Genomic DNA, 19,801 nt, shown 5'->3' with positions numbered 1-19,801 from the left:
TTGCGAGGCGCGGGTGCGTCAAGCAGGGTTGGGACATGGAACGCCGCATCGCCCTGCTCCGCGCCGTCAACGTCGGCGGCCGCAAGATGCCGATGGCGGAGCTGCGCGGCCTGTGCGGCGAGCTCGGCTGGCGCAATGTTCAGACCTATATCCAGAGCGGGAACATATTGTTCTCGGCCGAAGGAACGGCGGCCGAACTGGAAAGCGCGCTCGAGCAGGCGATCGACCGGCGGTTCGGCTATTGGTCCGACGCGATGGTGCGCTCCGGCGACGAGTGGCGTGGATTGCTCCAGCACAATCCCCTCCCGGAAGAATCCGCCCGCGAGCCGAACCGGGTCTTCGCCGGGATTGCCAAGAGCAAGATCGTTGCGGGGGCGGCGGCTGTCATCGCGGCCAAGGCAGTCGCAGGCGAACGAGTCGAGGAGGCCGACGGCGCCTTGTGGTTCCACTACCCGGCCGGGCTTGGAACCTCAAAGATCACACCCAAGCTGATCGACCGCGCTGCCGGTTCGCCGGTGACCGCGCGCAACTGGCGCACGGTAGTGACGCTGAGCGAGCTGCTTGGTGACTAGATAATCGTCGGCCCGAACTTGATCCGGGCCAGGGCTTCTCTCCAGCCGACTCAGCGCATCGACTGAGAAAAAACAGCCCTGCCCCGGATCAAGTCCGGGGCGACGAGAAGGAGGCTAACGGTTGAGCTCGATCCAGGCTGGTGCGTGATCGCTCGCGCCTTCGCGCCCACGCACGTCGCGATCGACGCCGCAAGCCTTCAGCATCGGCACCAGCTCCGGGCTGAGCAGGAAGTGATCGATCCGTAGGCCCGCGTCGCGCGCGTAGGCGTTCCGGAAATAATCCCAAAAGGTGTAGATGCGCCCGTCCGGGTAGAGGTGCCGCAGCGCGTCGGTCCAGCCCTGGTCGAGCAGGGCGGCGTAGGCCTGCCGCGCTTCCGGCTGGAGCAGCGCGTTGTCGAGCCAGGAGCGTGTGTTGTAGATGTCGAAGTCGGTCGGCACGACATTGTAGTCGCCAGCCAGCACCGCGGGAACCTGGGCGCCCAGCAGTTCGGCAGCATAATCATTGAGCCGCTTCATCCAGGCCAGCTTGTAATCGAACTTGGGGCCGGGCTGGGGATTGCCGTTGGGAAGGTAAAGGCAGCCGATCAGCACACCGTTCACCGCCGCCTCGACATAGCGCGCCTGCGCGTCATTGGGATCGCCCGGCAGCTCCCGGCGAGTCTCGACCGGCTCACAACCGCGGGCGAGCAAGGCCACGCCATGCCAGCGCGGCATGCCGACCCAGACCGCGCCGTACCCGGCCTTCTCCAGTGCAGCCTCCGGAAATTTCTCCTGCGGCGCCTTGAGTTCCTGCAGGCAGGCGACGTCCGGCCGCGTCTCTTCCAGCCATTCCAGCAGGCGCGGCAGGCGGCCATTGATGCCGTTGACGTTGTAGGTCGCGATCCTCATGTCGGCACCAACCCGAGCCGGACGCGCCGGGTCCATCGCACCAGCATCATCACCGAGACGGCCGCGAGGCCGGCGGCGAGGCCGGACCAGATGCCGACGCCTTCCCAGTCCAGGCCGAAGCCCAGCCACAAGGCGGTTCCCATCCCGATCACCCAATAGCCGAACAGGGCATAGACCATCGGAACGGTCGTATCGTGGAGCCCGCGCAGCATACCGGCGCCGACCGCCTGCGCGCCGTCGACGATCTGGAACAGGGCGGCAAGGCCAAGGAACGCGACCGCGAGCGGTATCACTGACGCGTTGGCCGGGTCGGCGGGATCAAGGAAGATCGAGACGAGCTGGCGCGGGAAAAGCCACATCACCAGCGCCATTGCCGACATAAAGCCGACGCCCATCATCCAGCTTGTCCAGCCGGCCCGCGCGATGCCGACCGGGTCGCCGCGCCCGAGCGCGCTGCCGACCCGCACCGTGACGGCTTGGGCGATGCCCATTGGCACCATGAAGGACAGGGCGGCGATCTGGATCGCGATCTGGTGCGCGGCGAGGCTCTCCGCCCCGATCAAGCCCATCAGGAACACCGCAGCGTTGAACACGCCGACTTCCAAAGTCAGGGTGATCGCGATCGGGAGGCCGAGCTTCCAGACCTGACGGAACCGCGGCCAGTCGGCGCGCCAGAAGCGCCCGAACAGACGATATCGGCGGAAGCGCGGGTGCCGGGTGACGACCAGCGCGATGCCGAGAAACTCGAGGCTGACGGTAAAAGCGCTGCCGATCCCCGCGCCAACCAGCCCGAGCGGCGGCAGGCCGATCGCCGGCACGCCGAAGATCAGGCAGGTGTTGATCACCGCGTTGAAGATCACGGCAGCCACAGCGACGGTGAGCGCCCACAGCGGCCGCTCCAATGCCCCCAGGAAATTGCGCAGCACGAGGTAAAGGAAGGCGGGCAGCAGCGCCCACATCAGGCAGCGGACGAAGCTCTGCGCGCCCTCCGCCAGCACCGGATCCTGGCCAATCGCGATCAGCACTGCCTTGGCGTTCCAAAGGAAGGCCCACATCGGCAGAACGAGCAGCACTGCCGACCACATCGCTTGGCGCACCGTACGGCGCACGTCTCGAACGCTGTTCGGCCGGGCGCCTCGTTCGCGCGCTATCATCGGCGCTGCGGCGGTCATCAGCCCCATCCCGAAAATCAGGCAGAAGATGTAGAGGTTGACGCCCAGCGCCGCCGCCGCGAGCGTCTGCGGGCCGACCCGCGCCAGCAGCACCACGTCGGTCGCGTGGATGAGCGACTGGGCAAGGTTGGTCAGCACCATCGGATAAGCGAGCAGCAACGTCGCTTGCGCTTCGGCGCGCCAGGGTGAGCGAGGAGAGGTGCGCCGCAACATCGCCGGGCCTTAGGCCAGAGCGGCTCTTGAGTGAAATGGCTGCAAGGGACTAGGATGCGTTGCCCAACAAAACTGAAGAGGGACCTGGCATGATCGTCTATGGCTCATCCATATCGCCCTATGTCCGCAAGGTGCTCGCCTTCGCCGCCGAGAAGGGGATCGAAGTGGAAAGTAAGCCCGTGGGGCTCGGCTCCGACGATCCCGACTTCCTCGCCGCCAGCCCATTTCGAAAGATCCCCGCCCTGCAGGACGGCGACTTTCGCATCTCCGACTCGTCAGCGATCATCGCCTATCTCGACGCGCTCAAGCCCGATCCCGAACTGATCCCCGCCGAGCCCCGGGCGCGGGCGCGCGCGGTCTGGTTCGACGAGTTCGGCGATACGATCCTGATGGGCTGCGGACGCACGATGTTCTTCAACCGCCTGGTCGCGCCGCGCTTCCTGAAGCGCGACGGTGATCTGGCCGCGGCGGACAAGGCGGAGCGCGAGGAACTGCCGCCCGTCCTCGATTACCTCGAGAGCGTGATCCCGGAGAGCGGCTTCCTGGTCGAGGACCGGCTCACCTTGGCGGACCTCGCCGTGGCCAGCCCGTTCGTGAACCTCGGCCACATCCAGGTCGATCTCGGCTCGCGCCCGAAGCTTGCCGCCTACCTTGAGAGCATCCTCGGACGGCCCAGTTTCAAGCACTGGGTCGACCGCGAAACGGCATTCCTGGCCCGCGCCGCCTAATCCTTGCAGCCCATCCGGGAGCGCAACGGATCGCGGTCGATTTGGGCGATCGCACGGCCGCTCGGGCGCTTGGGCGCCATATTCTGCTCCTCCCGGGCGAGCCGGAAGGTGCCGTCGGGCTGGACTTGCCACATCAGGTAGCCGCAGACGAACTCCGCCCTCTCGAAGTCCGCGCTGAAGTCGGCGGCGACGTACAGGCCGGGCTCGGGCGCGCCCTCCGGGTTCTTGTACCAGGTGATCTCGACCACGCGTCGGCCCCGGACCGCGCCCGCCTCGGCGTTGAAGCCACGTGCCGAGCGCGTCCATTCGGCGAGCGGGAAGCGGCTCTTCATCCGGCCGGACAGCGCCTGGTGGGCTTCGGCGTAGCGGCCGGCATCCTTGGCAGCGAAGTAGCGATAACTGGTGGCGAGCACCGCCTGCTGGTCCGGGCGGCTCGGCTCCAGCGCGGCGTTGCCTGCCGCGCGCTCGATCAGGCTGAGCTTGTGCCGGCGATCGAGGCAGAGGAGTTCCTGCTCGAACCGGTTCTTTCCTTCTTCCGCGACGAAGCGGTAGCGGCCGAGCGTGACGAGGCGCGCCCCGCAGGCTCGCTTGGCGGCGGGCGCCAGCCGCGCCTGACCCTGCGCGACGTTGAGCGAGGCATCGACGGCAAGGCCCAACAGGTAGCTGGTCTCGTCCACACGCTCCACCACCGGTGCCGCCGTCGCAATCGCCTGCGCGGCAAGAAAGATGAACGCAAACATCGTCTTCGGTCCCCACCGGTTGCAGCCAGCCATAGCAGCATCGTCCGGCCGTGGAAAAGGGGCCGAGGCGCGAGCCGGCCGCCCCAACGTGGATTCCCGGCCGGCTGGCGATCTGGTAACCCTTTCTTAACCATTGGCGCCATCAAGCCAGGATGATCGAACGCCGTGAGGGAGCAGTAGTGATGAAGGCCAGTATAGGGCTGTTGTTCGGCATCGCGGGCTCCCTCATGGCGGCCGGATGCCAGACCCCGCAAAAGGCTTCGGGCGCGCGCCCCACCGTCGAGGTCAGCGCGGATGAGACGCCCGAATGGCAGGGCGTCGCGAACGAACAGGATGCGGAGCGCATCGCCAGCTTGGACGCAGCATGGCGCGAAGCGCTCGCCGCCGCGGGCAAGCAGGCGGCCGGCGAGGGCGAACTGCTCGACCCGAAAGCGGCGCTGGCGCGCCCGGCGCCGAGCCCCGGATCCTATATGTGCCGGCTGATCCGCTTCGGCTCGGCCAAGCCGCGGGAGCCGGAATATCAGGCGTTCAAGCCGTTCTTCTGCCATGTCGGCGTCAACGGCGACCAGCTCAGCATCACCAAGCAGACCGGCACCGAGCGGCCGGCCGGCTATCTTTGGGACGACGTCAACAAGCGCAGGATGATCTTCCTGGGGTCGCTTGCGCTTGGCAACGAGGATGCGCCGCTTTCCTATGGCGAGGATCCGGCCCGCGACATGGCGGGCATCTTCGAGCGCATCGGTCCGCTCCGCTACCGACTGGTCGTGCCGCGTCCACGCGGGACCGCCAAGCTGGACGTGATCGAGCTGGTTCCGGCGCCGGTTCAGTCGGAGTGACGGAAGGCTTCAGGTGCAGAGCGCCAGATAGGCGATCTCCATCACCGTGCCGCCCTCGACCTTCAGCGCGCCCTCGCCGCCCGGGCCGTAATCCTTCTCGTCGCTGACCGCGCCGTCCTTGCCGTATTTGCGCAGCGCCATCGGATTGATGGTGCGGCCCGAACAGTCGATCTGGAGGCGGTACGACGCGCCGGTCGGACCCGTGTCGCCGGGATTGGTGATCCGGAACCAGGCCTCGCGGTGGCCCGGCCTATCCTGGACGCTGGCGGCGTCGATCGCAATCGCCTGGCCTGTCGGGGCAGCGCCGAGGTTGAGCCAGGAAGAGCCGCGGGCAGATGGCGTGACCGGCGTCGCGGCGGCCGCCGACGAGCCCGCCGCGACAGTTGCAGCGGACGGGGCCGGGGCGACGGACGCGATAGCGGGATTGGTGAGCAGGTTGCAACTCGCTGACGCGCGCGACAATTCCGCCGCGACTTTCCGGTCCTTCACGAACGTCGCGACATAGAGAAGGTCCTGAACCATCAGGCGCTCGGGGTCCGTATAGCCCCGCTTCACCAGCCTCGTCGTGCGGGTCAGGACCCCGAGTTGCCCCTTTGCAAGCCGCTTGGACAGGCTCTCGTTCACGCACCGGGCCTGGGATTCGCTCAGCCCGTATCGTGCGAGCTCCGGGCCCAGAATGTTCTCACGGGACTTGGTGTAGTCGATGGCATAGCCGGCGCATCCGGCCAGAAGGAGCGCGGGGAAGGCGGCAATGATTGGCAAGCGCACGTCGAACCATCTCCGATGAAGCGGGCCGGCGATAGCAGGGTTCGGCGGCGCTTGGGATAGCCGATTGCGCGCGCGGCGGTGAAGCAGATCGTGGGTAGAACCGGACTGCGACGCGGTAGGTGAGGCCCGCAAGCTCGGTAAAAACGACGCCTATGTCTTTGCACTGTCACGAATCCTAGCCATAGCGCGGTCGACGCCGGACGACGCTGACGCCTGTCCCGGTTCAGCAAACGAATGTGGTGGGGGGGAAGCAGCCCGGGTTCGCCCGGTTTCGCTGCTGCCGCCTAAGAGGAGGGTACACACGATGGCTTGGATCAACGAGTTCCACTACGACAACAGCGGCGCCGACGCAGGCGAATTCGTCGAGATCGCCGCGCCCGCAGGCACAAACCTCACCGGCTGGACGATCGTGCTCTACAACGGCTCCAACGGGCTCATGTACAACACGAAGGCTCTTTCCGGGGTCGTCGCCAATCAGCAGAACGGCTTCGGCACGCTGAACTTCTCCTACCCGGTAGACGGCATCCAGAACGGATCGCCAGACGCCATCGCCCTGGTCAATAATCTCGGTCAGGTGGTTGAATTCATCAGCTACGAAGGGCCCTTCACCGCAGCGGCCACGGGTCCAAACGGAATTTCGAACGGTGCTGCGGCCGGAATGACCGCGACGCCGATCGCCCCGACGGAGCCGGGCACTGCCAGCGGCACCTCGATCGGCCGCGTCGGCACCGGCGATGAAGCCTCCGATTTCACTTGGGCGCTGATCACCGACGACACCCCGGGCGTCGTCAATGTCGGCCAGAGCTTCGGCTCGGCCCCGCCGCCGCCGGTCCCCGGCGCATTCTCAATCGCCGACGCATCCGCAGCCGAAGGCGACAGCGGCACCACCCCGATCACCTTCACCGTCACTCGCGGCAGCAGCAGCAATGTCGCGGCCTCGGTGAGCTACGCTGTGACGCTGCCCGGCGGCAACGGCGGCGCAAGCGCGAATGACGTTAGCGGCACCCTGACAGGCACGCTCAACTTCGCTGCAAACGAGTTTTCCAAGACGATCACGCTTAGCGTAACAGGCGACACCCTCGTCGAAGGCGACGAGACCTTCACCGTGACCCTGTCCAACCCGACCGCGCAGGCGACCATATCCGACGGGAGCGCTACCGGCACAATAACCGACAATGACGCACCGCCGGCGCCGCCCGCCCGGAACGTCTTCATCAACGAAATTCATTACGACAATGGCGGCACCGACACCGGCGAGGCCATCGAGATCGCCGCGCCGGCGGGCACCGACCTTACCGGCTGGACGCTGGTGCTGTACAGCACCTCAGACGGCGCCACAGTCGCCAATCCCTATAACACGCGCACTTTGTCCGGGTTGATTCCTGGCCAGGACGACGGCTTTGGCACATTGTCCTTTTCCTACGCTTCGAACGGCATCCAGAACGGCCCGCAGGATGGCGTTGCACTGGTCAACCCGCTTGGCGAAGTCGTGCAGTTCCTGTCGTGGGAAGGCGTTATCGTCGGAGGCTCCGGCCCGGCCGCGGGCCTCACCAGCCAGGATATCGGCGTCTCGCAGACCAGCGCGCCCATCGGAAGCTCGCTGCAGTTGGTCGGCAACGGCACCAGCTATGCAGACTTCCAATGGCAGTCGAGCAACGACGACAGTTTTGGCGCAGTGAACATTGGGCAGAACTTCTTGAACGGCGACGTCGCCGGGCAAGTTCGAATCGATGATGCGCGCATCGCAGAAGGCGAAAGCGGCACGGCGGAAATGGTGTTCACCGTCCGCCGCGCCGGTGGACAGAACAGCACGGCCAGCGTCGAATATTTCATCGGCACCAGCGATAGCGCCTCCGTCAGCGACTTGGCGCCCGGCCAGCCCCTTTCCGGCTCGGTAACCTTCGGCGTCGGCGAGACCAGCGTCCAGGTCCGCATCGCCATTGCCGGCGACACAGCGCCCGAGGGAAACGAGACCTTCACCGTGCGGCTCGCCAACCCGGCCGGCAACATCGGCATCGCCGACGACCAGGCTACCGGCACCATCGTCAATGACGACCCGATTGTCGCCACCATCGCTCAGATCCAGGGGGAGGCGCATCGCTCGCCGCTTGAGGGGCAGATCGTGACCACCGGCGGCATCGTGACCCTAGTCCGGTCCAATGGCTTCTTCGTTCAGGACCCGGTCGGCGACGGCAACGCGCGCACTTCCGAAGCCCTGTTCGTCTTCACGCGCACCGCTCCCACCGTAGCCGTAGGGGACGCGGTGCAGGTCCGGGGCGACGTCACCGAGTTCCAGGGCTTCGAAACCAATCTCACGACAACCCAGGTCAGCGCGGCCAGCGTCACGGTGCAGTCGAGCGGCAATGCGCTGCCCGGGGCGGTGGAAATCGGCGCGAACGGCCTGCGGCCGCCAAGCGAGATCATCGAGGATGATGGCCTCACCAGCTTCGATCCGACCACCGACGGCCTCGACTTCTACGAGGCGCTGGAGGGCATGCGCGTCACCATCGATGCGCCGCAGGCCGTCGCCAACGGGCGGGGCAACAACCTCTTCGTGGTCGCCTCGGGCGGGGAAGGGGCGACCAACCTGAACTCGGGAGGTGGCATCACCCTCGCCGCCGACGATTTCAATCCCGAGCGCATCCGCCTGTTCGACGGCAGCGGCGCACTCGCCAACGTGACCCGCGGCGACCAGCTGGCGGACGTCACCGGGATCGTCAGCTACTTCGGCAGCGCAACGTCGCAGTCCGGCTATGAGATACTCGTGACCCAGCCGGCGACCGTCACCAAGGATGTGGCGCTGCCGGAGCGCGAGACGACCGACCTCGTCGGCGGCCGCGATCACCTCACCGTCGCGAGCTACAATGTCGAGAACCTTAATCTCGCGGAGGCATCGAGCAACGGCTCGCCAGACCGCTTCGACCTTCTCGCCGCCGAGATCCTCTACGCGCTGAAGGCGCCCGACATCATTGGTCTGCAGGAGATCCAGGATGCGAATGGCCCGGCGTCCGGCGGTTCGCTCTCCGGCGTCGCGACCGCGCAGGAGCTGATCGATCGGATCGCCGAACTTGGGGGCCCCAAGTACGTCTATGTAGAGATCGCTCCTGGCCAGGCGAACAGTACAGGTGGCGAGCCTAACGGCAATATCCGCAATGGCTTCCTCTACAATGCCGATCGGGTGGATTACGTCGACGGCAGCGCGGAGCTGATTACGGGCGCGGCGTTCGAGGGCACTCGCAGGCCGCTCGTCGCCGACTTCCGCTTCAATGGCGAGACGGTGACGCTCATCAACGTCCACCTCACTTCACGCATCGGCAGCGATCCCCTGAGCGGCGACGTGCAGCCGCCGGCCAATGCCGGCGACGGTGCCCGCGAGGCTCAGGTGGCGGCGGTGAAGGCCTATGTGAACGAGCAGCTGGCGACTAGTCCTAACCTCAAGCTCGGTGTGCTCGGCGATTTCAACGCCTTCTACTTCGAGAAATCAGTCACGCAGCTCGAAGGCGGCGTGCTTACCAACCTGCACAACTTGCTGACGGAGGAGGAGCGCTACACCTACGAATTCGACGGCAACGCGCAGGCGATCGACAATCTCCTAGTCAGCGGCGGGCTCGCCTCCGGAGCGCGGTTCGACGTCGTTCACATCAACGCCGAGCAGCTCGACAACGATGCGCGTGCAAGCGACCACGACCCGATCCTCGCCCGCTTCTTTATCGAAGCGCCGAACGAAGCGCCGGTCGCCAAGGCGGACGCAATCACCGTCGACGAGGACGCCGCGACGGGAAATCTGTGGGAGCTGCTGCTCGGCAACGACAGCGACATCGATCAGGAGGATATCCTCTCGATCAAGTCGGTCGACGGGACCGGAACCCTTGGCAGCTTGCAGTTCGATTCAGCGACCAGGACGCTGGTCTATGTGGCCGACGACGAGAGCTTCGACGCGCTCGCGCCGGGAGCAACGGCGATCGATCGCTTTACCTATACCATCACCGATGATGATGGCCTGACCAGTACCATGACGGTGGAAGTCACGGTCAGGGCGGTCGAGGACACGGTCCGGATCGACGCGGGCAACGGCAACGATCAGGTCACCGGCGGTGCGGGCGAGGACTTCATCAACGGCGGCAACGGCAACGACGTCATCTTCGGCGAGGCTGGTCGCGATCAGCTGGACGGCGGCAGCGGGAATGACCAGCTCTACGGCGGCTCCGGTTCCGATCGCCTGACCGGCGGAACCGGCAACGATCAGCTGTTCGGTCAAAGCGGAAACGATCGCCTCGACGGCGGCAATGGCAACGATCAGCTGTTCGGCGACGGCGGCAACGACCGCCTGGATGGCGGTAGCGGGAACGACCAGCTGTTCGGCGGGGACGGGGACGATTTCCTGACCGGAGGGAATGGCAACGACACCTATGTCGGCGGCGTAGGAGCCGATCTATTCCGCTTTGGCCGGAGCGGCGGTAACGATCTGATCCGCGATTTTGATACGAGAGTGGACAAGCTCGTGTTGGACGAGGGTGTTCAGATCAACAAGGTCACGGTTCGCGACTTCGACGGGGATGGCGTGAACGATCTCAGGATCGCCTTCTCCCATGGCGGCGGAGACGTCACCCTGCTTGGGGTCAGCGACCTCGACAGCGTCCAGTTCGCAAGTGTCGGAGACTTTCTCCTCTAAGCGACATCGACCCTCAAGGGTGCGGCTTTCGTCGTTCGGCCGGCGAGCGCCGCACCTGTTGATCGACTGCTTTGCTCGATTCGTCGATGTTCAAGAACAGTTCACCGCTCTCCGCCCTAGAAGTAGCGCAGTTCAGGAGGATGTGATCGTGTTCAACGTGGTTTCGCTCGAGGGAAAAGCCTTCAACCCGGCCACTCGTGGCTATTATGCCGCTTATCGCCCGCACGAGGTCAATCGCTGCCCCGGCTGCGGGCGGAGCCACTGGCTGGTGGGACGCTCGCTTGCCGAGTGCGCCTTCTGCGCGACGGCGCTGCCGTTGCTGGATGGTGGGATGAACGGAACTGGCCTTTTCCGCCGCGGCCACCGCGTCCGCGAAGAGGAAACCCCACTCGCCGCCTGAGCGAAGGCCGCTCAGTGCACCTCCGGCGAGTGCTCGGCGGAGTGCGCTGAGGCGGGCGCGCCCGGCGCCTTCCCGCTCCAGCTCCGCTCCAGGAGCTGCTTGCCGACGCAGCTATATTCGTGGTGGACGGTGGCGGAGCCCTCGCCTGTCGAATGGTAGCCGCGCACTTCCAGGTCCGAAATCTTGATCAGCTGATCGGCCGAGCCAGCGTGCGACACCGTCATCAGGTGCTGACGGCACTCGTCCTTCGTCTTGAACTTTTGAAGCGCCTTGAGCTCAGCCAATCGTTCACTTTCCGCCGGCGAGGCGTGGTGCGCCGCCTCGGGACCCGGACCGCCGAGCAGGGATGCTCGCGAACAGCCGACCAGAAGCAGAAACAAGGCGCATCCTGCCGCTCGCTGTAGCGACCCGCTGGTGATTCTCATCGAACCCTTCCTCCCCTGCGCGCCAGCTTACATCGAAAGCGCGCAAGAGGGTAGTCGCGGGCTCTCAGGCGGGCCGAGCGCCCTGTTCCGCGCCCGCGAGCTCGGGCTCGAGCCGCTCCATCTCGACCGCGGTGCGGCGGACGGTCTCGTGGATCTGCTCGACCCGCTTCTCGATCGTCTTCTTGACCACCAACTCTTCGCGCACCACGGCTTCCTTGGTCACCACCGCTTCCTCGCGCATCTGGGTGATCTCGACGACACGATCCTGCAGCAGGCCGCTCGAGACGATCTCTTCATCTGTGAGGCGACGGTTTACCGGCCGGCGCTCGACGCTGGTCCGCTCCTCCAGCAACTCGACATCGGTCGTGACCGGCACCTCCTCCATGTAGGAGTGAACGCGCGCGCCGCCCCGAACCAGAGTGCGCTTTCCGACCCGAAGCTCCTCCTCGACAAGCGGGATGCGCGCTTCGGCTTCGGCCGGTGGCGCCGGTTCCGGCTCGGACACAGCCACGGGTGCGGGTTCGAGCTGGGGTATGGGCTCGTCTATGGGCTGGGGTTCGGGCTCGACCGGGGCGGGGCCGATGCGCCGGCTCAGCGTGGAAATCGGCACGCCCTCGACGCTGCCGTTCGGCGCGCCGCCCTTGGCAATCCGGGGATTAGCTTCCGGGCTGGGCGGGGCCATGGCCGCGACCTGCGCGGGTGGGGCAGCAGCCGCAATCGGGGCAGGTGGCGCGACGATCGGAGCTGGAGCCGGATTGGCGGCATCGCCCTGCGCGTGGCGGTCAAGCAGATCGACGGCTTGCTCGGCGGCCTGATCGCCCTCGATCTGCACGATCACAAGCGAGCCGCCGTTGGTCAGTTCCTCCTCGCACGCCTCGCGCTGGGCGCGACTGAGATAGATTGCGCCGAAATCGGGCTTCTCGCCCGGGCCGCAGGTGACGATCGCGCCTTTCAGGATGGCGAGCCGGCGCGACAGCAGGTCGAAAGCCGCTTCGGCCTCGCCGGTGTCGTCAAACAGGGCGGTTACGGTGCGGATCATCGCGTCACCTCGCTCACTACGGGGCCGTTCTGCTCGATCTCGGCTTGCTCGGAACGGAGCAGGATCGGCACATGCTCGGTGTTGGTCACGACCTTGCGGCGGACATGGATCTCCTCGACCAGCACCAGCCTTTTTTCCACCACCACCACTTCCTCCACCACCGGTATGACGGTGACATTGCCCTCGATCCGAACGCTGGGCAGGGCGTCCAGCGGCTGGTTGCGCGGCACCCGCCGCACCTCCACCTCATCGTGGGCGAGCTCGACCGGAACCTGCTCCTCCCGCTCGCCGACGGAAACACGGACGCGAAGCCGGCCGGTTTCAACTTGTCGCTTGGAGACATTGACCCGCTCTTCAACCAGCGGAATTGCGGCCACTTCCTGTTCTTCTGCCATTTCTGCTTCCCGACGCGGTACGAAGCTGAAAATCGCTGGCCGGTTCAGTCGTTCCACGCAACGGGAAGGAATTGCGCGAAGGGTTGCACATCTCGCTGCGTGAACTCTCGACGGTCGACCGGGTTGGACCGGTGATGTTGACCTGCGACCTGGATGCACTGCCCCTCACGCTTGAGCCGGATCGGCGTGGAACGATCGCCGATCTGGTGGAGCGGATCGCTGAGGAACGCGCGGAACTGAGCCGGAAACTGCTTGGGCCGGGAGCGCTCCTGTTGCGCGGCTGGCGCATGGAGAACTTGGCGGACTTCATGTCCGTGGTCCGCGCCTTTGCGGGTGAGCGGCCGCTGTTCGGCTATGCGGGCGGGGCCTCCCCGCGCAGCGCGCTGGGCGACGGCAGCTACAGCTCGACCGATTATCCGCCCCATGTCGCGCTTTCGCTCCACAACGAGCTCAGCTACACGGCGGTTCACCCACGATTGCTCTTCTTCGCCTGCCTGCAGGCGCCGGAAGCCGGCGGCGAGACGACACTGGGAGACAGCCGCCGCATCCTGCACGCGATCGAGCCCCAAGCGGCGGCCCGGTTCAAGCAGCGCCATGTGCGCTACCTTCGCAACCTCTCGCCGTTCGGGGGCGCCGGCTATTCCTGGCAGGAGGCGTTCGAGACCGAGGACCCGGTCGAAGCTGAGGCTCGGGCGCGGGCCATGGGCGCGAGCGTCGAATGGCAGGCGGGCGGATGGTTGCGGCTCAGCCAAGTCCGGCCGGCGACCGCAACGCACCCGGAGACGGGCGAGGAGGTCTGGTTCAACCAAGCCGACGGCTTCCATCCGAGCGCGCTGGATCCGGTAAGTTATGCGCAGGCCCTGGCGTTCGCGGGGAGCGAGGAAAGCTTTCGCCTGGGCGTCACCTATGGCGATGGCGGCGAGATCGCTGCCGGCGACCTGGAGGAGGTCCGTGCGGCGGTGCGGAACGAGACCCGGCCGCATCGCTGGCGGGAAGGGGACGTGCTGGTGATCGATAACCTGCTGGTGGCGCACGGACGGCGGCCGTTTTCGGGGCCGCGCAAGATCGTGCTGGCGATGGTGTGAAGCGCGAACGCGAACCCGCCGGTCTGCTCGCCCTCGCGGCACTGACCCTGGCGCTCGGCGTCGCGCTTGGCGCGTTTGGGGCGCATGCTTTGCGGGGTACGCTCACACCGTCGGCGCTCGGCTGGTGGCAGACAGCCGTGTCGTACCAGATGTGGCACGGGCTCGCGCTGCTGGCGCTGGGCGCGGGCCGGGTCGGGAGGGTGGCTTTGCCGGCCTTCCTGCTCGGGCTGGGGACGCTGATCTTCTCCGGGTCTCTCTACCTGATGGCGCTGACGGATATGCGCTGGCTGGGAGCGGTCACCCCGATCGGCGGCCTCCTCCTGATCCTCGGCTGGCTTCTGCTCGGCTGGCGCGCGTGGCGCGGGTTGAGCTAGCCTGCCAGCGCGCAGGCTGCCGCCGAGCCTGTGACGACGCTGAACACCTCCGGATCGTTCACCGCGCGGACGCGCTCCACGAAACCGGTGACGGTCAGCCGGCCTTGCCCGCGCTCGCGGCTGATATCCTCGGACAAGCTGGAAATCTTCTGCAGCTGGACCAGGTTCAGCCGATCCACCCAGCGCTTCGCCATGCAATCCGCCATCCCGCGGGACAGGCCCGCCTCGGTCAGCCGTGCGGCGACCCGACCTTCGAAGGGCTGCGAGCAAGCGGCCACAGCAAAGGGGAGAAGAAGGAAAAGCGAACGGTTCATTGGCTGGGCTCCTCGACTCGCCCAATTAGGGCGGGGGCGCGGCGAACGCCAGACTTGCGCCCGGCGCGGACTGGATCGAAAGGGCGGGCTCGCTGTTGAGGCAAGCGGAATCGACGGAGAGAGTGGGCAAGATGAGATTGGTGCGTGTCGCCCTGTTGTTTGGCGTTGTGACGGTAGCCGGCTGCGTGCCGAAGCCGGAGGCGCCGCCACGTCCGGCTCCGCAGCCCCAGCAGGTGCAGCCGACGCCACGGCCGCAGCCTCCCGCTCCTCCGCCCCCCCGGGCGGACTGGCGGGATATGCCGCTCACGCCGGGCGGGTGGGTCTATCGGAGCCAGGGCGACACCAGCCAGGCGCTGTTCGGGCCGCCGAGCGGGGAGGCCGCGTTCATCGTCCGCTGCGACCGCGTGCGCCGGCAGGTGAGCCTGTGGCGCGAAGGCGTCACCAGCGGCAATATGATGACTGTCCGCAACACCGCCAGCGCGCGCAACTTGCCGCTGTCGGTCCAGGCGCAGCCGCCCGCCTATGTCTGGTCGGCGCTGCCCGCGAGCGACCGCTTCCTGGACGCAACGGTGTTCAGCCGCGGCCGCTTCAGCGTGGAAGTGCCGGGAACGCCGATGCTGGTCATCCCGTCCTGGCCGGAGCCGGCTCGGGTGCTGGAGGATTGCCGGGGCTAGCGCGGGCTCGAAAGGCCGCCGACAGCCAGCGGCAGGTCGCGATGGACATAGCCGGTGATCGCCGTGCCGGCGGGGATGGACGCGTTCTTGCCTTGGAGCAGTGAGCTTATCGCCACGAGTGCGACACCCGTCATTGCGGGGGATCCTGTCGCGCCGGGACCCTTGGCAACCCGGGTGCCGTCGAGGCGGATGCGCCGATCGCCTACGGTGACGAACAGCAGCTGAATCTCGAGCCGGCCGGATTTGGCGAGCGCCCCGCTCGCGACGTGGCGCGCGACCTCCGCCGTCGCCACCGCTCCCTTCGGGATCACGACGTGGGAGCCAACCCGGACATCTTCGCTGACCGTGAGATCGAAGCGCGCCCCTTGCCGGTGCGTCTTGCTGTTGACCTCGGTCGCGGTAACCAGCGGCACCGGTGTTCCCGCCCTGAGCGCCAGCGGGGCCGGCACAGCCATGATGGCCTGAGCGGCGGCCGCTGCGACCAGCCAAGGCTGGCCAATCATTTTGCCTCCACCGGAAGCGCCAGCGCGGCTGGTGCTGCCGCCGGCGTGAAGGTCGAAGTCGCCGGATCGAACAGCATGTCGCCGGTGAAGTAGGCGTTGAAAATCTCGCCCGCCTTGAGTTTTGCGTTGTTGCCGGGCGCAAGCAGGGCCAGCGGCGCCAGGATGCCGAGGCCGATCGCTCCGAGAACAACCTGCTTGGTGCCCTTCTCCCCCTTGGCCTGGCTTTCCCCGCTGATCGGGATTTGGCTGCTCCCCGTTTCGACATAGAGCAGGCGAGCCGCCAGGGTGCCGGCTTTGCCGGTAGCGCCGCTTTTGTCGGCACTCAGCACTTCACCCCAGGCCTTGGCGCCAACCGGGATGATGGTCACTCCCGAAACCACGACCGGCTCATCGACCCGGAGCACGAAGCGCTCACCGGCTTTGGTGGTGCGGCTGCTGACCTCGTTCAGCACCATCAAGCGGATCAGCGTATCCTGCTCGACCAGGATGCCGCCAATGCCGGCCGGATTTGCCGGAGGCGGAGCCTGCTCTTGCGCGGCCGACAATGGCGAGAGCGCGATGGCGGAAGCGCACAAGGCTGCAATCGCCTTTTTCATGTTCAAATCTCCAGCCGTGCGGCGCCCCACAGCCTGAAGGGCGCCGCTCCTGCTTACTTGGCGGCTTCGGCCGGCTTGGCCGATCCGGTGAAGCGGATCGCTGTGCCGGTGGCGTTCGTCTTGCCCCAGCTCATCGCGCTGATGTGGGATTCGCCATATTGCGCCTTGATGACGGCGTCGGCGCCGAGCTTCTGGGCGCGCTCCCAAAGCTCCTTGTAGATCTTCGACTGGGACGCTTCCTTGCTGAAGATCGTCGCCTTGCGCACGCCGGCCTTGACCTCGCCGACCACTTCATATGGGCGGTCTGTGATGTCGTGCGGGAAGACCGGAACGCCGACCGCCTCGTTGACGACGACATATTCCTTCTTGGGCTTGTCCTTGGCGATGGCCGGCTGGGCGGCGGCGAGCGCCGCGATGACGAGCAGCGGCGTCAGCTTCGAAATCCTCATGATGTGTCCCCCTCTTTTGCCCGGCAAGACTGCGAGAGGAGTTTTGCATTGTCAATAACTTGGCGGCTTGCGCCCGCTGAGCGCGCCCGCCACCCGATCGGCGAAGGCCCGGGCGAGCCGCTCGCGTACGCCGCCGCCGCGAATGGCGAGGGCGATCGGGCCGGCGCTGCCGCCGCCCACATCGACATAAAGCTGGCCGAGCGCGGCGCCGTTCTGCGCATCGCGAACGTAGACGGTGCCGGCGAGGCGGTCCGCCCTGCCGAACAAGGCCGCGCCCGTGCCCTGCACCTCGATTGCGTCGATATCGAGCACCAGCCGCAGCGTGCGCCCGCTGTTCAGGCCGGAGCGAAGCGCCGCTTCGCGGACCGCCGCTTCCAGCATTGGCTTGAACGACTGAGCTGCCGGACCTTGTGCGCCGCTCGTCTCCGCACGCCCATCGAGCGCCGCAACGGCGGGCTGGGCGGTCGGCTGGAGGATGATCTCGATCCTGGCGATCTGGCTCGCGCCGACGATGGCGCGCGAAAGCGGCAGCACCTCCTGTGTCTGGCTGGCGCAGGCTGGCAGCAGCAGCAGCAAAGCTGGCGCGAACAAAAGGCGCAAGACCACGGCCCCCGACAGAGCCGAGGCGAGGCCCCGGCGCGAGCGGAAGATGTTATCCCCAACTTAGTTGAAAACAAGTCTTGATCGCCGAGTCGGCCCGACTCATACTCAGCTCATCTTCAACAAGCGAAAGGAGGTGATCCGATGTCTCATGGTTCAGCAAGGGGGTCGGGTCTGCTCGTTCGGGGGATGAAAGCCTAAGGCTTTCCTGTAGTCTTCCGGGCTGGAGCTTCCGGCCGCTGGCCATGTTAGAGGGGTCGTCGGGCAAGTGCCCGGCGGCCCTTCAACTTTTCTGGGCCCGCGCTTCGAAGCGCCGCGCCACGCGGCTCTGCCACAGCACGATCGCCGGAACCACGGCCAGTTCCATCACCAGGCCGAAGCGGTGCCCGTCGCTGGGCCAGCCATTCTGGACAAGGGAGAGCAGGCGCGACAGGCCGCCCACCAGGATGATCGCGCCCAGCGCCAGGAACACCGGCCTGCGCCGCTCGATCCGCGGCAGGCAGGCGAGAAAGACGAGCCCGGCGCCGAGCAGCAGCCCCGACAGGTAGCGAAAGTGGCTGTCGAGATCGATCGGTATCGGCTCGCGAACGCCGCGAAGCACCGAGGCGCTCTCGACAACGCTCTGCAATCCCATCGATAGCGGCACGAGGCAGGCGAGCGCGGTCGCACCCTGAAGCAGCTTCTTCTCGGTCTCAGGAGCCATGGAGGCTTCTCGCCGCGCGCACATATTCCTCGCGCACGCGGACCACCCGGGTCGAGATGTTGATCTCCCACAGGAACAGGCTGAGCCCCAGCGTCAGGGCAGACATGACCGCGATGAACAGCAAGGCCACCGGAATCCCGAAGTCGAGCGCGCCGATGCTGGCGAGAAACAGGACGATCACCATCACGCACACCAGCATCGCCGAGACGGTGCAAAGCGCGATTGCCCAGTGGCAGATCACCATCCGCCGGGCGAGCACGGCGAGCTCGCCGATTTCATCGCGGCGCCTGGCCTCGTCGGCCACCAGCACATCGAGTTCGAGCGCGCGCACCCGATCGACGATGCGGGCAAGCCGGCCGGCCATGACGTTCAGCAACCCGCCGATCCCGACCAGCAGAAACACCGGCGCAATCGCCAGCTGGATGATCTGGGCGATTTCCGGGACGTGCGGTGCGGTCATGGCGAGCCTGTTCGGGCGCGCTGCCCGCCTCGTCAACCGCGATTGACCAAATCCTCAACCTTCGCAGGTAGGAAAAAGGGCGACTGAAAGAGGCGGCTCGCGTGCTCCACATTCCCCTGAAGCCCGCGCGGGCGATCACTGTCGAGGTCGTGCCTGGCTTTGCCGCCGTCATCGACCAAGTCGCGCAGGCGGCCGATCCGCGGCACGCCTTTCTTCGCCGCGCCTGGTTCGCGGCTGCAGGGGGGCGAAATCCTCTTACCCTGGTGGCGACCCGGCCTGACGGCCGCGTCCTTGCCGCCTTGCCGACCGTGGCAGCCGCAACGCGGTTACTCGGCATTCGCGCAATCCCCGGCAGTTATTGGCCGGTCCGCAGCTTCCCTGTCGCCCGGGAGGCGACCGACGGCGAGCTCGCGTCGATCTTCGCCAGCTCCGCCGCGCGACGGGCGCTTGGGCGAGCCTGGCGGCTCGGCCCTGTCAACGCGGACGACCCGACCGCATCGCGGCTGGTTGGCGTCGCGGCTCAGGGCGGCTGGACGGTGCTGAAGCGCAGGATAGCGATCAGCTTCACCCTCGAAATCGTCGCGGCCCGCGCCGCCGGGCCCTGGCCCCGCGCCTCGACGCTGAAGAAGAACCGCTTCCACGAAAAGCACCTGGCCGGCCATGGCCCGCTCAACTGGCGTTTTCTGTCCGGGGCGGACTGGACGCCGGCGCTGTTCGACCAACTCGCCGCGGTGGAACAGGCGAGCTGGATCGGCGACGAGCCGGGCGCCGACGCGAAATTCTGCAATCCGCGCCAGCGGGGGATCTGGGAGCGGGCCGCGGCGGATCCGGAGCTGGCGGGCATGATGCATGTCGGCCTGCTCGAAGTCGGCGGCGCCCCGGCTGCGTTCAGCTTCGGCATCGAGGCGGGCCGCACCCGCTACTGCATCGCGACCAGCTACGACCGCCGCTTCGCCAAGCATAGCCCGGGCAAGCTCGTCAGCTATCGCACCTACATGGATGCGGCCGAGCGCGGCATCGCCATGCTGGACGATGGCGCCGGAGATGGCGGGCATAAGGGTGTGATGGGCGAGACACCGGGGCCGGACATCCTCGATTATCTGTTCGTGCGCAGCCGTCTGGCGGCGGCATTGATCCGGCGCTTCTGGCGCTAGCTCCGAACGCAAAAAGGCGCGCCGGCCTTCACCGGCGCGCC

At 66.7% G+C, this 19,801-nt stretch carries 23 protein-coding genes; 9 read left to right on the top strand and 14 right to left on the bottom strand.

The annotated features are described in order from the left end of the window. The first annotated feature begins 35 nt into the window (after positions 1–35). Positions 36–572, top strand: coding sequence for a DUF1697 domain-containing protein (locus tag VF631_RS07125; RefSeq protein WP_431849590.1), 537 nt, complete (start codon positions 36–38; stop codon positions 570–572). Between the two features lie 114 nt (positions 573–686). Here the strand turns inward: VF631_RS07125 and VF631_RS07120 are convergent, their stop codons facing one another. Both VF631_RS07120 and VF631_RS07115 read right to left on the bottom strand, forming a co-directional pair. Then, on the bottom strand, positions 687–1,460 hold the full coding sequence (locus VF631_RS07120) for an exodeoxyribonuclease III (RefSeq protein WP_431849589.1): 774 nt from the start codon (positions 1,458–1,460) through the stop codon (positions 687–689). Continuing rightward, on the bottom strand, positions 1,457–2,845 hold the full coding sequence (locus VF631_RS07115) for an MATE family efflux transporter (RefSeq protein WP_431849588.1): 1,389 nt from the start codon (positions 2,843–2,845) through the stop codon (positions 1,457–1,459). Before VF631_RS07115 ends, VF631_RS07120 begins: the two co-directional genes overlap by 4 nt. Positions 2,846–2,934: 89 nt before the next feature. Between VF631_RS07115 and VF631_RS07110 the strand changes: the two genes are divergently transcribed. After that, on the top strand, positions 2,935–3,573 hold the full coding sequence (locus VF631_RS07110) for a glutathione S-transferase family protein (RefSeq protein ID WP_431849587.1): 639 nt from the start codon (positions 2,935–2,937) through the stop codon (positions 3,571–3,573). Here VF631_RS07110 and VF631_RS07105 read toward each other — a convergent pair. After that, positions 3,570–4,313 (bottom strand): DUF4019 domain-containing protein, encoded by a 744-nt coding sequence (locus VF631_RS07105; protein ID WP_431849586.1) that lies wholly within the window; start codon positions 4,311–4,313, stop codon positions 3,570–3,572. The genes VF631_RS07110 and VF631_RS07105 overlap by 4 nt on opposite strands. 182 nt (positions 4,314–4,495) lie before the next feature. Here VF631_RS07105 and VF631_RS07100 point away from each other — a divergent pair, with 182 nt between their 5' ends. After that, positions 4,496–5,149 (top strand): DUF4893 domain-containing protein, encoded by a 654-nt coding sequence (locus VF631_RS07100; protein ID WP_431849585.1) that lies wholly within the window; start codon positions 4,496–4,498, stop codon positions 5,147–5,149. A gap of 9 nt (positions 5,150–5,158) precedes the next feature. Here the strand turns inward: VF631_RS07100 and VF631_RS07095 are convergent, their stop codons facing one another. Further along, complete coding sequence (locus VF631_RS07095; protein ID WP_431849584.1) at positions 5,159–5,917, bottom strand: hypothetical protein; 759 nt, start codon at positions 5,915–5,917, stop codon at positions 5,159–5,161. A gap of 304 nt (positions 5,918–6,221) precedes the next feature. Between VF631_RS07095 and VF631_RS07090 the strand changes: the two genes are divergently transcribed. Beyond that, the gene (locus tag VF631_RS07090) at positions 6,222–10,589 is read left to right on the top strand and encodes a Calx-beta domain-containing protein (protein WP_431849583.1); all 4,368 of its coding nucleotides are present in this window, start codon (positions 6,222–6,224) and stop codon (positions 10,587–10,589) included. Between the two features lie 148 nt (positions 10,590–10,737). Beyond that, entirely contained in the window at positions 10,738–10,989 is a 252-nt protein-coding gene (locus VF631_RS07085) for a hypothetical protein (RefSeq protein ID WP_431849582.1), read from the top strand. An 11-nt stretch (positions 10,990–11,000) separates the two neighbouring features. On the opposite strand, the gene VF631_RS07080 is transcribed toward VF631_RS07085, so the two are convergent. The 3 genes from VF631_RS07080 to VF631_RS07070 form a co-directional block, all read right to left on the bottom strand. Next, positions 11,001–11,414, bottom strand: a complete 414-nt coding sequence (locus tag VF631_RS07080; protein ID WP_431849581.1) for a hypothetical protein — start codon at positions 11,412–11,414, stop codon at positions 11,001–11,003. A gap of 64 nt (positions 11,415–11,478) precedes the next feature. Beyond that, entirely contained in the window at positions 11,479–12,453 is a 975-nt protein-coding gene (locus VF631_RS07075) for a YsnF/AvaK domain-containing protein (protein ID WP_431849580.1), read from the bottom strand. Next, entirely contained in the window at positions 12,450–12,848 is a 399-nt protein-coding gene (locus VF631_RS07070; RefSeq protein ID WP_431849579.1) for a DUF2382 domain-containing protein, read from the bottom strand. The genes VF631_RS07075 and VF631_RS07070 overlap by 4 nt, the downstream gene beginning before the upstream one ends. Positions 12,849–12,919: 71 nt before the next feature. Here VF631_RS07070 and VF631_RS07065 point away from each other — a divergent pair, with 71 nt between their 5' ends. Next, the gene (locus tag VF631_RS07065) at positions 12,920–13,933 is read left to right on the top strand and encodes a TauD/TfdA family dioxygenase (protein ID WP_431849578.1); all 1,014 of its coding nucleotides are present in this window, start codon (positions 12,920–12,922) and stop codon (positions 13,931–13,933) included. Beyond that, positions 13,930–14,307 (top strand): DUF423 domain-containing protein, encoded by a 378-nt coding sequence (locus VF631_RS07060; protein WP_431849577.1) that lies wholly within the window; start codon positions 13,930–13,932, stop codon positions 14,305–14,307. The genes VF631_RS07065 and VF631_RS07060 overlap by 4 nt, the downstream gene beginning before the upstream one ends. Here the strand turns inward: VF631_RS07060 and VF631_RS07055 are convergent. Beyond that, positions 14,304–14,621, bottom strand: a complete 318-nt coding sequence (locus VF631_RS07055; RefSeq protein ID WP_431849576.1) for a hypothetical protein — start codon at positions 14,619–14,621, stop codon at positions 14,304–14,306. The genes VF631_RS07060 and VF631_RS07055 overlap by 4 nt on opposite strands. 131 nt (positions 14,622–14,752) lie before the next feature. Here VF631_RS07055 and VF631_RS07050 point away from each other — a divergent pair, with 131 nt between their 5' ends. Further along, a complete protein-coding gene (locus VF631_RS07050) occupies positions 14,753–15,295 on the top strand; it encodes a hypothetical protein (RefSeq protein ID WP_431849574.1) in 543 nt (180 codons plus the stop codon). Here the strand turns inward: VF631_RS07050 and VF631_RS07045 are convergent. The 6 genes from VF631_RS07045 to VF631_RS07020 all read right to left on the bottom strand — a co-directional run bounded on the left by VF631_RS07045 (position 15,292) and on the right by VF631_RS07020 (position 18,606). Then, positions 15,292–15,798, bottom strand: a complete 507-nt coding sequence (locus VF631_RS07045; RefSeq protein WP_431849573.1) for a hypothetical protein — start codon at positions 15,796–15,798, stop codon at positions 15,292–15,294. The two genes, VF631_RS07050 and VF631_RS07045, sit on opposite strands and share 4 nt — an antisense overlap. Beyond that, positions 15,795–16,394 (bottom strand): hypothetical protein, encoded by a 600-nt coding sequence (locus tag VF631_RS07040; RefSeq protein WP_431849572.1) that lies wholly within the window; start codon positions 16,392–16,394, stop codon positions 15,795–15,797. The genes VF631_RS07045 and VF631_RS07040 overlap by 4 nt, the downstream gene beginning before the upstream one ends. A 53-nt stretch (positions 16,395–16,447) precedes the next feature. Next, positions 16,448–16,843, bottom strand: a complete 396-nt coding sequence (locus tag VF631_RS07035; RefSeq protein ID WP_431849571.1) for a heavy metal-binding domain-containing protein — start codon at positions 16,841–16,843, stop codon at positions 16,448–16,450. 51 nt (positions 16,844–16,894) lie between these two features. Then, complete coding sequence (locus VF631_RS07030; protein WP_431849570.1) at positions 16,895–17,449, bottom strand: hypothetical protein; 555 nt, start codon at positions 17,447–17,449, stop codon at positions 16,895–16,897. Positions 17,450–17,726: 277 nt separating this feature from the next. Then, positions 17,727–18,146: a DUF4345 domain-containing protein gene (locus VF631_RS07025; protein ID WP_431849569.1), complete on the bottom strand. Its 420-nt coding sequence runs from the start codon at positions 18,144–18,146 to the stop codon at positions 17,727–17,729. After that, a complete protein-coding gene (locus VF631_RS07020; RefSeq protein WP_431849568.1) occupies positions 18,136–18,606 on the bottom strand; it encodes a DUF2721 domain-containing protein in 471 nt (156 codons plus the stop codon). Before VF631_RS07020 ends, VF631_RS07025 begins: the two co-directional genes overlap by 11 nt. A 101-nt stretch (positions 18,607–18,707) precedes the next feature. On the opposite strand from VF631_RS07020, the gene VF631_RS07015 reads away from it, so the two are divergent. Beyond that, the gene (locus VF631_RS07015; protein ID WP_431849567.1) at positions 18,708–19,760 is read left to right on the top strand and encodes a GNAT family N-acetyltransferase; all 1,053 of its coding nucleotides are present in this window, start codon (positions 18,708–18,710) and stop codon (positions 19,758–19,760) included. The last annotated feature ends 41 nt before the right edge of the window (positions 19,761–19,801 follow it).

Origin of the sequence: Allosphingosinicella sp. (assembly GCF_036387615.1) — a bacterium.
Lineage (GTDB): Bacteria > Pseudomonadota > Alphaproteobacteria > Sphingomonadales > Sphingomonadaceae > Allosphingosinicella.
This window is presented reverse-complemented; position numbering and strand designations above follow the sequence as displayed.

Coding starts and splice junctions, on each gene's coding strand:
- VF631_RS07125 (WP_431849590.1), top strand. CDS start 36: ATGGAACGCCGCATCGCCCTGCTCCGCGCCGTCAACGTCGGCGGCCGC.
- VF631_RS07120 (WP_431849589.1), bottom strand. CDS start 1,460: ATGAGGATCGCGACCTACAACGTCAACGGCATCAATGGCCGCCTGCCG.
- VF631_RS07115 (WP_431849588.1), bottom strand. CDS start 2,845: ATGTTGCGGCGCACCTCTCCTCGCTCACCCTGGCGCGCCGAAGCGCAA.
- VF631_RS07110 (WP_431849587.1), top strand. CDS start 2,935: ATGATCGTCTATGGCTCATCCATATCGCCCTATGTCCGCAAGGTGCTC.
- VF631_RS07105 (WP_431849586.1), bottom strand. CDS start 4,313: ATGTTTGCGTTCATCTTTCTTGCCGCGCAGGCGATTGCGACGGCGGCA.
- VF631_RS07100 (WP_431849585.1), top strand. CDS start 4,496: ATGAAGGCCAGTATAGGGCTGTTGTTCGGCATCGCGGGCTCCCTCATG.
- VF631_RS07090 (WP_431849583.1), top strand. CDS start 6,222: ATGGCTTGGATCAACGAGTTCCACTACGACAACAGCGGCGCCGACGCA.
- VF631_RS07080 (WP_431849581.1), bottom strand. CDS start 11,414: ATGAGAATCACCAGCGGGTCGCTACAGCGAGCGGCAGGATGCGCCTTG.
- VF631_RS07075 (WP_431849580.1), bottom strand. CDS start 12,453: ATGATCCGCACCGTAACCGCCCTGTTTGACGACACCGGCGAGGCCGAA.
- VF631_RS07070 (WP_431849579.1), bottom strand. CDS start 12,848: ATGGCAGAAGAACAGGAAGTGGCCGCAATTCCGCTGGTTGAAGAGCGG.
- VF631_RS07055 (WP_431849576.1), bottom strand. CDS start 14,621: ATGAACCGTTCGCTTTTCCTTCTTCTCCCCTTTGCTGTGGCCGCTTGC.
- VF631_RS07050 (WP_431849574.1), top strand. CDS start 14,753: ATGAGATTGGTGCGTGTCGCCCTGTTGTTTGGCGTTGTGACGGTAGCC.
- VF631_RS07045 (WP_431849573.1), bottom strand. CDS start 15,798: ATGATTGGCCAGCCTTGGCTGGTCGCAGCGGCCGCCGCTCAGGCCATC.
- VF631_RS07040 (WP_431849572.1), bottom strand. CDS start 16,394: ATGAAAAAGGCGATTGCAGCCTTGTGCGCTTCCGCCATCGCGCTCTCG.
- VF631_RS07035 (WP_431849571.1), bottom strand. CDS start 16,843: ATGAGGATTTCGAAGCTGACGCCGCTGCTCGTCATCGCGGCGCTCGCC.
- VF631_RS07025 (WP_431849569.1), bottom strand. CDS start 18,146: ATGGCTCCTGAGACCGAGAAGAAGCTGCTTCAGGGTGCGACCGCGCTC.
- VF631_RS07020 (WP_431849568.1), bottom strand. CDS start 18,606: ATGACCGCACCGCACGTCCCGGAAATCGCCCAGATCATCCAGCTGGCG.